18 protein-coding genes are annotated in these 14,860 nt (G+C 41.7%); 4 read left to right on the top strand and 14 right to left on the bottom strand.

Annotation, left to right across the window (positions count from 1 at the left end; all coding sequences use genetic code 11):
- Window positions 1–55: 55 nt before the first annotated feature.
- On the top strand, window positions 56–928 hold the full coding sequence (locus tag JCM15548_RS03530; RefSeq protein ID WP_062122469.1) for a bifunctional 5,10-methylenetetrahydrofolate dehydrogenase/5,10-methenyltetrahydrofolate cyclohydrolase: 873 nt from the start codon (window positions 56–58) through the stop codon (window positions 926–928).
- 119 nt (window positions 929–1,047) lie between these two features.
- On the opposite strand, the gene JCM15548_RS03535 is transcribed toward JCM15548_RS03530, so the two are convergent.
- The 3 genes from JCM15548_RS03535 to JCM15548_RS03545 form a co-directional block, all read right to left on the bottom strand.
- On the bottom strand, window positions 1,048–1,458 hold the full coding sequence (locus JCM15548_RS03535) for a GIN domain-containing protein (protein WP_062122470.1): 411 nt from the start codon (window positions 1,456–1,458) through the stop codon (window positions 1,048–1,050).
- 8 nt (window positions 1,459–1,466) lie between these two features.
- On the bottom strand, window positions 1,467–1,748 hold the full coding sequence (locus JCM15548_RS03540; protein WP_062122471.1) for a head GIN domain-containing protein: 282 nt from the start codon (window positions 1,746–1,748) through the stop codon (window positions 1,467–1,469).
- 195 nt (window positions 1,749–1,943) lie between these two features.
- A complete protein-coding gene (locus JCM15548_RS03545; protein ID WP_062122472.1) occupies window positions 1,944–4,934 on the bottom strand; it encodes a DEAD/DEAH box helicase in 2,991 nt (996 codons plus the stop codon).
- Window positions 4,935–5,140: 206 nt separating this feature from the next.
- Between JCM15548_RS03545 and JCM15548_RS03550 the strand changes: the two genes are divergently transcribed.
- Both JCM15548_RS03550 and JCM15548_RS03555 read left to right on the top strand, forming a co-directional pair.
- Window positions 5,141–5,731, top strand: a complete 591-nt coding sequence (locus JCM15548_RS03550; protein ID WP_062122473.1) for an NAD(P)H-dependent oxidoreductase — start codon at window positions 5,141–5,143, stop codon at window positions 5,729–5,731.
- Complete coding sequence (locus JCM15548_RS03555; RefSeq protein WP_227625409.1) at window positions 5,661–6,416, top strand: IMPACT family protein; 756 nt, start codon at window positions 5,661–5,663, stop codon at window positions 6,414–6,416. Before JCM15548_RS03550 ends, JCM15548_RS03555 begins: the two co-directional genes overlap by 71 nt.
- Window positions 6,417–6,420: 4 nt before the next feature.
- On the opposite strand, the gene JCM15548_RS03560 is transcribed toward JCM15548_RS03555, so the two are convergent.
- The 11 genes from JCM15548_RS03560 to JCM15548_RS03590 all read right to left on the bottom strand — a co-directional run bounded on the left by JCM15548_RS03560 (window position 6,421) and on the right by JCM15548_RS03590 (window position 12,196).
- Window positions 6,421–7,731: a COG3014 family protein gene (locus JCM15548_RS03560; RefSeq protein ID WP_227625410.1), complete on the bottom strand. Its 1,311-nt coding sequence runs from the start codon at window positions 7,729–7,731 to the stop codon at window positions 6,421–6,423.
- A 93-nt stretch (window positions 7,732–7,824) separates the two neighbouring features.
- Window positions 7,825–8,259 (bottom strand): penicillin-binding protein activator LpoB, encoded by a 435-nt coding sequence (locus JCM15548_RS03565; protein WP_227625411.1) that lies wholly within the window; start codon window positions 8,257–8,259, stop codon window positions 7,825–7,827.
- Window positions 8,253–8,408, bottom strand: a complete 156-nt coding sequence (locus tag JCM15548_RS22840; protein WP_227625412.1) for a hypothetical protein — start codon at window positions 8,406–8,408, stop codon at window positions 8,253–8,255. Before JCM15548_RS22840 ends, JCM15548_RS03565 begins: the two co-directional genes overlap by 7 nt.
- Before the next feature lie 81 nt (window positions 8,409–8,489).
- Window positions 8,490–9,029, bottom strand: a complete 540-nt coding sequence (locus tag JCM15548_RS03570; protein ID WP_062122474.1) for a DUF6913 domain-containing protein — start codon at window positions 9,027–9,029, stop codon at window positions 8,490–8,492.
- A gap of 11 nt (window positions 9,030–9,040) precedes the next feature.
- Window positions 9,041–9,709: a helix-hairpin-helix domain-containing protein gene (locus JCM15548_RS22845; protein ID WP_227625413.1), complete on the bottom strand. Its 669-nt coding sequence runs from the start codon at window positions 9,707–9,709 to the stop codon at window positions 9,041–9,043.
- A 53-nt stretch (window positions 9,710–9,762) separates the two neighbouring features.
- Window positions 9,763–9,840: a hypothetical protein gene (locus JCM15548_RS26125; RefSeq protein WP_227625434.1), complete on the bottom strand. Its 78-nt coding sequence runs from the start codon at window positions 9,838–9,840 to the stop codon at window positions 9,763–9,765.
- Window positions 9,837–10,172, bottom strand: coding sequence for a hypothetical protein (locus JCM15548_RS22855; protein WP_369403670.1), 336 nt, complete (start codon window positions 10,170–10,172; stop codon window positions 9,837–9,839). The genes JCM15548_RS26125 and JCM15548_RS22855 overlap by 4 nt, the downstream gene beginning before the upstream one ends.
- Window positions 10,111–11,040, bottom strand: a complete 930-nt coding sequence (locus JCM15548_RS22860) for a DNA ligase LigA-related protein (protein ID WP_262486875.1) — start codon at window positions 11,038–11,040, stop codon at window positions 10,111–10,113. Before JCM15548_RS22860 ends, JCM15548_RS22855 begins: the two co-directional genes overlap by 62 nt.
- A 132-nt stretch (window positions 11,041–11,172) precedes the next feature.
- Complete coding sequence (locus tag JCM15548_RS03580) at window positions 11,173–11,421, bottom strand: hypothetical protein (RefSeq protein ID WP_062122475.1); 249 nt, start codon at window positions 11,419–11,421, stop codon at window positions 11,173–11,175.
- Entirely contained in the window at window positions 11,411–11,779 is a 369-nt protein-coding gene (locus JCM15548_RS03585; RefSeq protein ID WP_062122476.1) for a phage holin family protein, read from the bottom strand. Before JCM15548_RS03585 ends, JCM15548_RS03580 begins: the two co-directional genes overlap by 11 nt.
- A 135-nt stretch (window positions 11,780–11,914) precedes the next feature.
- A complete protein-coding gene (locus tag JCM15548_RS03590) occupies window positions 11,915–12,196 on the bottom strand; it encodes a YtxH domain-containing protein (RefSeq protein ID WP_062122477.1) in 282 nt (93 codons plus the stop codon).
- Window positions 12,197–12,563: 367 nt separating this feature from the next.
- Between JCM15548_RS03590 and JCM15548_RS03595 the strand changes: the two genes are divergently transcribed.
- The gene (locus tag JCM15548_RS03595) at window positions 12,564–14,801 is read left to right on the top strand and encodes a RelA/SpoT family protein (RefSeq protein WP_062122478.1); all 2,238 of its coding nucleotides are present in this window, start codon (window positions 12,564–12,566) and stop codon (window positions 14,799–14,801) included.
- The last annotated feature ends 59 nt before the right edge of the window (window positions 14,802–14,860 follow it).

A 14,860-nucleotide genomic window follows, 5' to 3' on the forward strand; every position in this document is an offset into this window, starting at 1 on the left:
CCTTTTTTATTAGCTTTATGGTGTGTAGATCTGAACCAATAAACAAAATACTGTTATGCAACTGATTGACGGAAAAAAAACATCTCAGGCAGTTAAGCTGGAAATTGCCGAAGAGGTTAAACAAATGATTTCAGCCGGCATGAAGCAGCCACACCTGGCTGCAGTTCTGGTTGGCAATGATGGGGGCAGTGAAACATACGTGGCTGCTAAAATCAAATCGTGCGAGGAAGTGGGATTTGCTTCTTCACTCATCCGCTTTGGTAACGATGTCACCGAAGAGGAATTGCTGAGTGCCGTTAAGAAACTGAATGAAGATGCGGATGTGGATGGCTTTATTGTTCAATTACCGCTACCCAAACATATTTCAGAAGAAAAGGTCACAGAGGCCATTGACCCTAAAAAAGATGTGGACGGTTTTCATCCTCAAAACCTGGGACGCATGATTACCGGTGCCGATGCTTTTGTTTCCGCCACTCCGCAAGGTATCATGGAACTGTTAAAGCGCTACAATATTGAAACCAAAGGTAAACATGCTGTAATCATTGGTCGTAGCAATATCGTAGGCCGCCCCATGAGTATCTTGCTCTCATTAAAAGGCCATCCGGGCGATGCTACGGTTACCGTATGTCATAGTCGCACAGCCAATTTGAAAGAAATTTGTCTGCAAGCCGACATCCTTGTGGCGGCCCTCGGTATTCCCGAGTTCTTAAAGGCAGATATGGTCAAGGAAGGTGCTGTGGTCATTGATGTGGGAACCACCCGCGTACCATCTACCGAAACTAAAAGCGGATGGCGCCTGAAAGGGGATGTGGATTTTCTCAACGTATCTCCCAAATGTAGTTTTATTACGCCTGTGCCTGGTGGGGTCGGACCTATGACGATCGTATCCCTGCTGTTAAATACTTTGAAGGCGGCCCGACAGAAGTAGGACATATCAGTGTCAAAAAACTAGAAACAGCCTCTCCGGACATTAGTGACCGGAGAGGCTGTTTGTATCAGCGTTTGTGGCAGACTGGGTGCTTATTCCAAACTGCCTGAAAGTCTTTTTTACTCGATCTTATTTACCTTGCCGCCCAGGCTGGTGTGCACGTCGACTTTGGCCGGATTCCCGGTGTATTCGATGCTGGCACCGGATCCTGCCCGTGCATTCAGCTCATCCGTTACCCAGACTTGCGCACTGGCGCCGGTATTGGCCCTTATATTGGTCACCTTACCCTGCAGATTGGCACCCAGAAAGCGCCCGCCTGTAGTGGCGTTTATTTCCATATTTTGAGCACTACCCATGACATCTATCCGGGAAGCGGAGGCAGATGCCTCTAGCTTGTTGACTTCAATTTCTAATTGAATAGAAGCATCGGTTCCGGTTTCCAGTTTGAGAAAATCAGTTTCCAACAGATCTTCCGAATAGACACTTGCGCCGCTGCTTACTGAAATTTCGTTGATATTCTGGTAATACAAATAGACATTTATGGCACATCTTTGTAAATGCGGGCACGCATCCGAATGGTGAGGTCCTTGTTCGACTGTTCCAATAACACATCGTCAATGGGGGCATTTTTGATATGTATTTCTGCTTTAGGAGCGTCCCCTTCTACCAAAGTCACATTGATGCCACGAGAAACTTTCAGGTTTTCAAATGGCGCCAGCTGTCTGGATTCCACGATAACTTCAGCATTGTTTTCTTCTTCCTGCGCCATCAATGGCCAGCTCATCAACAGAGTGGCTGCAATAAATAGTAGTTTTCTCATAATGTCTGTTTTTATTAGCAATAGTTCGTTAAACTTTTTTATTCACTTAATTTACAAGCAGTTATGATCCGGCTGTGTGTGTAATTAACTTATAATTAAGGACTTGCTCCTCCCTATTACCTAATGACCTAATAATCTAACGACCTGTTTTTATAGGATGAATTATCAATAATTAAGCCAAAAACACAAGCCATCTTAGCTAAAAAGTTCCAGTATCTCTTCCTGACTAAGGTCGGTCAGGGGGTTGTTGTTATTGACAAACACATCGGCTAACTGAGATTTTTTTTGCTGTAACCGGGCAATCTTGTCTTCAATGGTGCCCGAAGATAAAAAGCGGTATACAAATACATTCCTGGTCTGTCCAATTCGATGGGCGCGGTTAATGGCCTGTGATTCAGCCGCAGGATTCCACCAGGGATTTAACATGAATACATAATCAGCCTTAGTGAGGTTGAGGCCCACTCCACCCGCTTTTAAGGATATAAGAAATATGGATGCCTTATCGTTGAATTCCTGAATAACCTTATCGCGTTCGCGCGTTGAACCAATGAGTTTTGTGAAGGACAACTTTTTGATTTGTAATTCTTTTTGGAGCAATTCCAAGTCTTTGACAAAGGAAGAAAAAACCAACACATTGTGGCCTTCTGCCACAATGCTTTCCAACTTGTCCACAATTTGTTCAAATTTCCCCGACGAGCCTTGGTAGCTTTCATCAACCATTACCGGGTGATTCGCAATTTGTCGCAAACGGGTCAAGGCCTGTAAGGCCATAATGGCCGATTGCTCAGGGGTTTTATGCTCAAAAACCTGATAAATGCTGTTACGAATACCTGATTTTTCACGTTCGTAAAATTTTTCCTGTTCCGGCGTCATGTCGCAATACAGAACCTGTTCCATAATGGGGGGCAAGTCTTTGGCGACTTTTTCTTTGGTACGTCTCAATAAAAAAGGTTGTATCAGTTTCTGCAATTTAACCTCCTTATCTTCAGCTTTGTGACGGGTGATGGGTTGAACAAAATGGCGTTTAAAAAAGGCCAGCGATCCTAAAAGACCTTTGTTGACAAGGTTCATCTGGGCCCATAAATCGACCAAAGAATTCTCTATGGGCGTACCCGTCAACGTTAAACGGTGTTTCGACTGGATCTGTTTGACCGCCTCATAAACCTTTGAAGTTGGGTTTTTAACGTATTGACTTTCGTCCAGGATGAAATAATGAAAGGTATAATTGGCCATTAATTCAATGTCATTCCTGAGTACCCCATAGGAGGTTAATACAATGTGGTAGTGCTGAAAAATTTTCCCGATATCCTTCGATCGCAACCTGTTGGTACCGGTGTAGTTATAAATACGCATGCCAGGCGAAAACTTACTCAGTTCATCCTGCCAATTGTGGACCAAGGATGTGGGCATAACAATAAGGGAGGCTGGAATGCCCGTTTTATTAAAGGTTTTAACAGCCGGGGCTCCAAATAAGGATAATTGTTGCGCCCGCTCTTCTGCAGTCTCTTCAGGCGTCATCAATGCCTCCTGAGGGTCGATGGTTTGACGCTCAATATTGTCGTATATTTTCTGTAGCAAAGTAATGGTTTGAAGGGTTTTACCCAAGCCCATATCGTCGGCCAAAATACCTCCATATCCATTTTCCATCAAAAAGTTTAGCCAGGCATATCCTTCTGTTTGATAAGGCCTTAACTTGGCCTGGATGCCTTCAGGAATCTCCACTTGCGGGAATACTATTTTTGGTACGTCCGTTTTTTTATCAATTTGGCCCACACCATATTTCACCCGCTCCATTATTTGGAAATGAGAGCGGGGCAAACGGATCGAGTTCTTATCCACCTTGGCATAATCAAATAATTCACTAAAACGGGTGAACCATTCCGGAGGAATCATGAAGGTTTGACCATTGGGTAGCTCAAACTCGGGATTTTCCTCAATCAAATTTTTTCTGAATTTGAAAAAGGGGAGATTAAATTCTCCTATTTGCACCCTGACTTTGATTTCAAACCAGTCATTGTCTTCACTGCTGTCAACTTTAAGTGTTGCTTTGCCGACAAAGATATTTCGGTTATCAAAGTTCGTTTCTATGGAAAATCCTTCCTTGTTAAGTTGCTCCTTGTTCAAATTTATCCAATCGGCCATGAAGGCCAACATTTGCGTTGCTGTCTTTTTTGAAGTACAAGCTTCCGGCTGGAAGAGGGCGTCCCCGGTTTTTACCAACCCCAATTCGTTCAGCCGGTTAATGATGCTCAATTCAAAATCAAAATCACGTACTATTTTATGAAAGGCATAACCTTGTTCGCTCTTGACATACTCCACATAAACCGGTGCCAGCCTGTCGGCCAAAAAAATACGATTCCCATATTTAAAGTGCAAGCCCAGAACCGGCAAATGTTTGAGGTCTTTAATGAGTGCTAAATGGGGCAAAGGCTGTTCCTTTTTTTCAATGACTTCAAAACCTTTACCGGTTACATCGAAGTTTCTGATACATTTACTGACAAATCCTTCCATATAAATATCTACCTGACGCATGGGAACATGTATGGTCGATTTGTCCAGGAAAGGCTTGAATTTATTACTGTCAATATTCTTAAAATAGTAGATGTTATGGTGAATTTTTAAAACGGCCGTTTCCCGGCTTATAAATTCAACGTCTCTTCCCAGGAGTGCAAATTCTTTGTCGGGTTTATTATCCTCCAGTGCTTGCCTGACTTTCAGGGAATACTCGAGGCCTTCACTGGTGAGCGTGAAATCAAAAACCGGCTGAGCTGGTGTTTCTCGTATAATGAGGCGATCCGACTGGTAAACATTACTGAATGTTCCGTCCTTGTAATAGGCTTTTAAACCACTCTGCCCCAGCAAATAAATCGCCGAATAGATGGTCCGGTCAATAAAGGGTAAGATTTCCTTTTCAAAATGGGGATGAACCTGCAATTGGTCCATAAATGTTTTTAAAGATTCTTTTTTTCCATAGCGTCGGTGCAAATTGTGTTCGCTAATCTTGGTCAAAAGCAAAATCATCTCCTTTTGCTGATCTGAAAAACGTTCAGGTTCAGCTCTAATATGCTCAGGGGTGGCATGTTCATGAAGCGTTATCGGCTGATTTTCATTGAATGTTGCAAAATAGGGAATTGCTGTGAGGCCGATATTTCGTTTGGATGTGAAAACTGCAATGAGTTGTTCCATTCTTTACTGTTTGCTTAGTTTTTAAACTCTCAAAGATACTAAATAGAAGTCGAAAAGACAGAGCAGAAGCGTTGGGAACTCGGATCTAAATCGTTTTTTATTGAAACCCGATAAGGATCCACGCCTTTTAATGATAATTAAGGAAACAAAATAAGCTGGTGATACGTTTTCTTTTCAGAATTTAGATATGTTAATATTTTACTATTATGACACATTTGATTATTTCCGCGCACCCCTCTGATAAAAGTTTCAGCAACTATTTGGCAAAAGCACTGAGGCAGCAATATGAACTGTTGGGTTGGAAAGTGATATGGCGCAACCTTTATGAAAAGGATTTCAGCGTTGTATTGTCCCCTGCTGACCTGGAGGCATTAAAGTCGGGCACGGTGCCAGCAGACATTGAGGCTGAACAGAAGTTGATGCAGGAAGCAGATCTGATTTCGGTCGTTTATCCACTTTGGTGGGCCAGCTTTCCGGCCGTTCTGAAGGGATATATTGACCGCGTATTGACCAATGGTTTTGCTTTTAAATATGGTAGGGGCGGAGCAACCGGCCTCCTGACCGACAAGCGGGTGATTTTGCACACGACAATGGGGAATACGGTTGAAGAGTACGATGATAAGGGGCTCATTGAAGCTTTTAGAACCATCCAGGGGCAGGAGGTATTTGGCTTCTGTGGTATGCAAATCATCGGACACCACTTCTATCCGCAAATCACCCTTGCGGATGAAAAACAAAGGGAGCACTATCTGCAAAAAGCGCTCAACAGTTATCCGGAAATTTTTGCCCGGATATGAAACTAACCAAACGCTTCCGAAGCTTCCTGCAATCAACTCATTTTTTTTGGTAAATTTGTATTTGCTCCCAAAAAATGAACTTATTATGTTGTTGGATGATGTCTATAAAACGATTGATGGCCCTGCGCAGGGATTATATAAAGAGAAAGGAAGCAAGTTCTTGGCCTTCGCATGGCCCGTTCAATCTGAGGAAGAAATTAAGAATTATATTACAGAACTCAAAACTGAATATTACGATGCCCGCCATCATTGTTATGCCTGGCAGATAGGTTTGGATGGGACAAATCATCGTGCCAATGACGACGGTGAACCTTCAGGTACGGCAGGAAAACCGATTCACGGCCAAATTCGTTCATTTGAACTAACCCATATTTTAATCGTGGTAGTGCGTTATTTTGGGGGCACTAAACTAGGAACCAGTGGGTTAATTCACGCGTATAAAACGGCTGCTGCTGATGCCATTAATCAGGCAGCTATTGTTGAAAAAACGTTAGATGGTCAGATAGATTTTAAGTTTCCTTACAAAGCGATGAACGATGTTATGAGGGTAATTAAAGAAGAGGCGCCCGATATCATCTGTCAAAATTTTGATCTAACATGTGCCATGACTCTCTCTATTAGACAAAGCAAGATGGAATTGCTCTTATCCCGACTTGAAAAGATTGATCACCTGATAATGGATTGACCTTTTACCTTGTTTCCAATTGATGGTAAATCTGAAAGGTTGTTTCACCCGGCTGGATGGTGACATTTACGCTGTCGGTACTCAAACCACCGCCTATCCGTTGTTGCTCAAGGATTAAGTTGTGGTCGCCCGCAGAGAGCGGAATACGTGTATAGTGCAAAGCGTAGGGCAATGACTGCCAATTACGGGTGTCGGCCTTTTCTGTCATCGCATTTACAATGCTGACAACCGCTCCTAAGTTTTTGTTTTCATGGCGGCTTAACTGTTCCATGGCCTGTTTGGTGGCTAAGCGAAGCAGATTACTGCCTATTTCGCGTAACATACGGTCCTTGAGCGATTGAAAAGCTATTTTATTAATGTTTTGAGCCAATTCCAAAGAATAGCTTTTTTGATTGGCCTTCAGTACCGCGCTTTGATACATGGGCGGGCGTTCGATGTATTTAGGAAATGCCACCCGGATTACAGATAAATTTTTGAATTGCGCTTGTTGTCCTTGTGATTGATTTCCCAAGGATACAGGGAAGGAGGTACCTAGCTCATCACTACCAAAAAGCAGGGTGCCATTGCTTGTGCCCATGTTGGTTAAATTTAGACTCCATTCTGCTTTTACCGGACCCAGACCGTTCATCCAGATATAAACCAGATCGCCATCCTCTTGTTGGATATCAGACACGGAAAGACCAAATTTTTCTTCATAGAACCGGACTTCATCATGGAAACCGATCCGTCGGGCACTCATCAATAAATCTTCTTTTAACTGCTGAGGCGGCGCCACATTGAAAAGCTCACGGTAATCATTTTCATATATTTCCAAGGCATTTCGGTAGGCAATAAAGGCATTGTTATCATCACCTGCCGCTTGATAGACAATCCCCATCAGGTTGTGCGCAAAAGCATCCCGTGCGTATTTGTTCTTATGTTCTTTATATTTTTCATTGAATTGTTGAAGCCGGATGTTCACACGCCTGCACTCAACCAGGGCACTTTCATAATCTTTCAGGACAATAAAGTTCAGTGCCTTGTAGTAATGAATCATTATGGCTTCAAAATCTTCGGGTCGGTAGGGCCGCACCATAGGATTTGAAATCAGTGCCAAAGCTTCAGAACCAATGTTTTTCTGAAAATCTTCGGTGTAATAATCAGCCAGATTGAAATAATGATTGCTTTGTTCATGTTCTCCCATCATAAAAAGCACCATTCCCCTGTTCATGAAATAGAGCACCCGATGGTTGTTTTCTGCCCACTTTTTATCCTTTTCCAGCTCCTTGTTGGCCTGTTCAAAATTTCCGCTCGCAATATTTTCCTGCACTACCATTGTACGCTGGTAAAAGGTAGCGCACCCGGTTGCCATTAAAACCCAAAGAATGGATATTAATGGCAACCAAAGGCTATTTTGTCTTTTTTTCAATTAATTACGGATGTATTTTCGAATTTTCTTTTCTCCAATCCATACGACTTCACTGCTCTCAATATCAGTCAATTCGAGATTAACCTGATAGTAAGTCACTTTTTCACGTTGGTAAGTGTCCACAATGGAATTAATGTCACCATTGAGCATGTAGTCTGCACCCAGTTCCAATCCCCAGGCTTTGGCGGTCTCCACAGATGCAAAATCTTGTTGGGAAGCACGCTCCCTGCGCAACTCCTCACGCTTATCACCTGCTTGCACCAACCTGACGCGGCCACTGTTAATAAAGGCACGTTCAACGTCTTTAATAAAAGTTTCGGCGCTGATGTGCTCATGTGATTTGTTATAAACCAGACCTACAATGACGACAGGGCGTTCTCCGGTAGCTCTTACGTGATTATCGAGCCAGGCACTGCCCAAAATTTGTTCTACCATGGCTTCTGCGTCATGCGGGAATCTGAATCATTCCATCGACCGCTTAAATCAATGGTTTCTTCGGTTCCAATCCTTTCAATTTTGCGGGTGTTACAACTTTGAAAGGCCAATGCCAATATCAAAGCTGTTGTTAGTAATAAAGATTTCATAGGTCTGTTTATTTGTGTTAATTGTGTTAGACGATATTTGCCATAAATCAAACTTTATACCAAATTTTAAATCTTCACCTGTCAACTATTCAATTGTCCCAAATAGTGTTTCAATTCTTTTAGTAACTTTTCCAGCGAGTCTTCCTGTAAATCAATCATAAAATCCAACGATGCATCATAATCACCTGATTTTCCAGCCTTAAATTTAGCCATGGACATGGAACTGATCCATTCTATCGGAAAATGATAATGGGTGTCCAGCACCAACAATAAATCCAACTTATTATTACAAAATTGTTGGATGGACTCAGTTTTTGGCTGCATAAAAAAGTCACAATCCTTTTCCGAAAAAAAAGACCATGTTTTATCACTGATATAATTGTTTTCTATCTTGTGATCCGGAATAAAACCTATAGCAGAAAATTGAAGGTCTCCTATCGGCCAGGATTTAATAAACTCCTTTATTTGTTTTTGATTATCTTCCTTTGAAGCGTCAAATATTATTCCCAGTGTTGCTACCTTATTCAGGCCCACAGCTGCCACTTCTCTTTTTCGCTTTTTTAGACCCGATTTTAATAGCATGGTGCCAATTTTAATTCGGGTTGCTTTAAAAAAATCCATTTGAATCGGGTTTATGCTTTTATCATTTCTAAAAATTCTTCCTCCGAAAGAATAGGGATACGCAGCTTTTGTGCCTTTTCATATTTAGCTGGCCCCATGTTTTCACCTGCCAACACATAATTGGTTTTACCGGTTATGGAGGAGACATTTTTTCCGCCATGTGCCTCAATCAAGGCTTTAAGATCATCGCGTGACCGGGAAAATACCCCACTCACAACAATGGATAATCCATCCAAAGTATTTGAAAGTACCTTGTCTTCTGATCCTTCTTCCTCAAATTTCAACCCAAAATTACGCAATTGTGCAATCATCTGACGGTTTTCCTCGGAAGAAAAATAGGATAGGATACTGGAAGCAATTTTATCGCCAATTTCATCAATCTCTAACAATTCTTGTCTGGAGGCATTCTGAATGCGGTCGATGGTTTTCATGGCTGCTACCAATTTTTTAGCAACGGTTTCACCTACAAATCTGATTCCCAGAGCAAATAAAACCCTCGAGAAAGGGATGTCTTTCGACTTTTGAATCCCTGCGACCATGTTGGCAGCCGATTTTTCACCCAAGCGGTCGAGTGAGGAGAGTTGCGATGGCTTTAGCCGGTAAAGGTCTGTAATATCGGTAAGCAGATTATTTTCGTAGAGCAAATGAATGGTTTCACTTCCTAGTCCATCAATATCCATGGCCCGACGGCTAATGAAATGTTGAATGCGGCCCTTAATTTGAGGGGGACAACTTAAGGCATTGGGGCAGTAGTGGCTGCCTCGCCTTCAATACGGACCAATTGGGTGCCACATTCGGGACAGTTGGTCACAAACTCAATTTTTTACCATTAACCGGGCGCTGAGCCAAATCAACTGCTGTTATTTTGGGTATGATCTCACCGCCTTTTTCAACCGAAACCATGTCATTGAGATGCAAATCCAGACCATCGATAATATCAGCGTTGTGCAATGAGGCTCTTTTGACCGTTGTTCCGGCCAATGGTACCGGTTCCAAATTGGCAACCGGGGTTACAGCTCCGGTGCGTCCCACCTGAAAATCAACAGATATCAACCGGGTATATGCCGCTTCAGCTTTGAATTTATATGAAATGGCCCAGCGAGGGGATTTGGCCGTATAGCCCAGTTCTTCCCGTAAGCAAATGGTCCACCTTTATGACCACCCCATCAATTTCAAAAGGCAGGCTTTTGCGGGCTTCATCCCAATAATTCACAAATTGGTGAATTTCTTCGAAATTCTGACATAACTGAAAATGCGGAGAAATACGTAATCCCCAGGAGGAAGCCGCTTTTAGGTTTGCAAAATGACTGTCGTGCGGCAGTCCCTCACCCAAAAAATGGTATAAATAGCATTCTAATGGACGTTTGGCTACCAGTGAACTGTTTTGTAGTTTAAGGGATCCGGCAGCCGCATTCCTGGGATTGGCAAAAAGGGCCTCTCCAGCCTCTTCTCTTGTCTGATTGAGTTGTTCAAAATTCTTACGGGAAATAAAGATTTCCCCTCTGGCTTCTAACTGCGGGGGATAATCCCCCTGAAGCTGTAGTGGAATGCTTTGGATGGTTTTAACATTTTGGGTAACATCGTCTCCGGTTACACCATCACCACGCGTTACGCCTCTTGTTAAACGGCCGTTTTCATAACTCAATGCTATAGCCGTACCATCATATTTGAGTTCACAAACAAAGGGGATATTATGTCCGACTGTTTTTACTACCCGGTTGACAAAATCCCGCAATTCTCCTTCCGAATAAGTATTTCCAAGCGAAAGCATCGGATATTTGTGCCGGATGGATTGAAAGTCCTGACTTAAATCGCTCCCCACACGTACTGAGGGACTGTTTGGATCCTTCAATTCCGGGTGTTTGGATTCTAACTCAATCAAATCAGTCATTTTCAGATCATAAGCATAATCTGAAATTTCAGGATGATTAAGAATATAATATTGGTAGTTATGATGATGCAGTTCTTCCCGCAACTGCCGGATAGAATCCTGAACACTTTTTTGTTCCATATATTCGCCCGCTTTCCTTTACAATAGATCGTTAGGTTATTAGATCATTGGGTTGAATTACCTTTATTAACTGAAACAAAAATACAATTTTATGAAACATCTGTGGCTTTCCGTTCGGGATATTTCAATATTCTACCGGCTGGAACGTCCTTTGATGAAATTTTCGACCCACTGACGCAAAGATGCTGACAAAGGCTTTACCCATTGACGGGCAACGGCTCCTAAAAGTCGAACCGGGCTAAAGATATCGCTCAACTCCATCAGGGATAAGTCCAGTTTTTTACGGGTCAATCTTACTTCGTAAGATAAACGGGTTAGCTCTTCACGCAGTTGCTTGAAAGAGCTTATATACGTATAATCACTATCTCTGTTAGGCCTCATCCTTATCAAATTTAGGAAAGAAAATTTTTATGAATGCTTTGATAACGGGTTTTTGAACCCAAATTCGTCGCATCAAAATAAAAATGAGGACAAAAATCAGGTAAACCCCTGCTACAATAACAAATCCCAGACCGTCGGAATCCAGAATATCACCGAGAAAAAAGGCGCTTGCCAGTGAAATAAACATCAAGGCGAAGAATAGCAAGTACAACACCCCCAGTTTCACTGTAAAGCTGGCGGTAAATCTCGACAATTCCTCAACCAAATGAAGTTTTAACAAGTCCACCCGTTTATCAACGTAGCTTTCAAAATCTTCTTTAACATCGGACAAATGCTCTTTTAAATCCTCTTGAAACATATTAGATGTTTTTTAATGTGGAAGTAACACATAAACGTTGCCTAAATATAGGCAATTGCTCATAAAAAATGCTGCCCCGTAACAAAAGATGTTAGTGGAACAGCACTAATTTATTTATTTGGTAAGGATTATTGACTATTTAGCTTTCGCCTCGGCCGGCTTTTTATATTCGTTCACCAAATTCTCAATGCGTCCCTCCACATCCTGAATTTTCTTTTTCATATCATCTTTCAGTTCGCCACCTTTTTCTTTTAACTTACCTTTCAGCGAATCCAATTCATCTTCAAGTTCGTTCATTTTTTTCCGGATGTCTTTTCTGGTATCATCTCCTGTCTGAGGGGCATATAACAATGCAATGGTAGCTCCTAAGGCAGCACCTGCCAATAATCCGCCAATAAAATTTCCTGCTGATTTCATACTATATGTTTTTAAAGGTTCAACATTAATTAGTTTCTAATTCTAACTATAATCCTAAATATAGCCTTTTGTTGTCAAAAAGTCAAATAGGAATAACTAATCCCTTTTACTGCTTCAGCACTTTTATTTAAACACCTTGTGAGTCAACATGTTTACTATAAAATCAAAAAACCACAAATTTTTATAAAATACATTAACCCTGATTCATGCCCGTATTAAAACCCTTCAATTTAATCTGTTTAAAATCTGTGATTTATGATATAGTCACTCATAACAGGCCAGGGTGAAAACGGGGTATCGAAAATTAAGGGTGCTGCCATCTTTATCAGGTTTATTTTATCTTTACCTTAATTAATACGTAGTGTATATGGAGAGCAGACTAGATAATTTACCGCTGAAAGACCGTCGTGAAATATTAACCAGCTATCGGAATTTACTGCGTTCCAGTGCGGGTATTCTTCAATGGGCGGATGTCAGGCAAATCCGTAAAGCCATTGAACTTTCCATGCAAAAATCGGGGTTTGAGCGCCACGCCTCAGGGAAGCTGGCCATTGTTCATTCGCTTGAGGTAGGTCGGATTACCGTGGAAGAGGTAGGCCTGGGAAAGACCTCTTTAATATGTGCACTCCTCTATGAAATTGTGAGACAATCGGGTGCTTCCATCGATGAAATCAGAGAGGAGTTTGGTGACCAGGAAGCCAATATTTTGGATGGTTTGATCAAAGTGTTTAACCTGTACCAAACCAATGCCTCCATACAATCAGAAAATTTCCGTAAGCTGTTGCTTACTTTTGCCCAGGATGTAAGGGTGATTTTGATCCTGTTAGCTGATCGTTTGCATACCATGCGATCACTTGGGAGTTATAGCCGGGAGGCGCAACAGACGATTTCATCTGAAGTATCCTATTTATATGCCCCAATGGCGCATCGTTTAGGATTGTATACCATCAAATCAGAGATGGAAGATTTGGTTATGAAATTCACAGATCGTGAAATGTATTCTTTCATTGCCAAAAAACTTAACGAAACCAAACGCGCCAGAGATAAATACATCAAAGCGTTTATTGAACCGATAAAAAAAGAACTTGAAACCCATGATTTGAAGTTTGATATTAAAGGGCGTACAAAAACCATCCATTCCATCCATAATAAAATGAAGAAACAAAAGGTCGAATTTGAACAAGTTTACGACCTTTTCGCTATTCGGGTAATTATAGATAGTGAATTGAAAAATGAAAAAGCAGATTGCTGGAAGGTGTATTCTGTTGTGGCTGATAAATACCAACCCAATCCACGCCGAATGCGTGATTGGCTGTCTGTTCCCAAAAGCAATGGCTATGAATCCCTGCATACCACGGTATTGGGGCCGGAAAAAAAATGGGTAGAGGTACAAATTCGGTCCAAAAGAATGGATGAAATTGCAGAACGTGGCTTAGCCGCGCATTGGAAATATAAGGGGGTTAAAGGTGATCGGGGACTTGATCTGTGGCTGGAAAATATTCGGGATGTGCTTGAAAATCCGGAGCTTAATGCCATTGATTTTATTGATGACTTCAAGTTGAATCTTTACGATGAGGAAGTCTTCATCTTTACCCCAAAAGGTGATTTAATACGACTTCCTAAAGGAGCAACGGTTCTTGATTTTGCTTTTGATATCCACTCTGAAGTCGGTAAGAAATGTTCCGGAGCCAAAGTCAATAATAAAAATGTATCTATCAAACATGTTTTGCAGAATGGTGATCATGTAGAAATATTGACCACCTCCACACAAGTGCCGAAGCAGGATTGGCTCAGCGTGGTAATTACCTCCCGGGCTAAAACCAAATTGAAACAAGCCTTGCGTGAAATCCAATACAAAGAATCTGAAATTGGAAGAGAGACTTTAGTTAGACGATTAAAGAACTGGAAAATAGATATAAACGATCAACTGATTGGACAGTTGGTTAAACATTTTAAATACAAGAGTGTCCATGACTTCTTCAGAGACATCGCCATTGAAAAAATAGATGTGGTGGCTATTAAGGAATTCATTCAAAGTCAGACACGTAAAGACAATGAGCGGGACCAGGCAGAGAGCGCACAAACCATCAGAAGCGCTGAGAACTTTATTTCCCCTCCTGTTGAAGAAGCAGACTCAACAGATGGGGAAGTTTTGCTGATAGATAAAAGCCTGACCAATGTAGACTACAAATTGGCCAGGTGTTGCAACCCCATATTTGGTGACGATATATTCGGGTTTGTGGCCGTGTCGGGTGGCATTCGAATACACCGGGCCAATTGTCCCAATGCCCCGGACATGCTAAAGAAATACAGTTACCGCATTGTAAAGGCTCAATGGACCGGAGAAGCAAGTGGGAATTATTTAACAGCTGTAAAAGTGGTCGGGGAGGATGATATCGGCATCGTTAGCAATATATCACAAATTATTTCTAAAGAATTAAAAATTAAGATGCGGGCCATTACCGTTGAAAGTCATGAAGGTTTGTTTGAAGGAACTGTCTCAGTATTTGTTAATAATAATCAGATATTAAATACTTTAATAAAAAAAATAAAGGCTGTCAGGGGTGTTTTATCGGTTTCCCGAATTGATGGCATAGACAGATAATCCGAATCTTTTTCAGGTTGGCTCTCGTATGATCACTGAAAATAAAACCAGTCTGTTGG

The organism is Geofilum rubicundum JCM 15548 (assembly GCF_000974365.1).
Lineage (GTDB): Bacteria > Bacteroidota > Bacteroidia > Bacteroidales > Marinilabiliaceae > Geofilum > Geofilum rubicundum.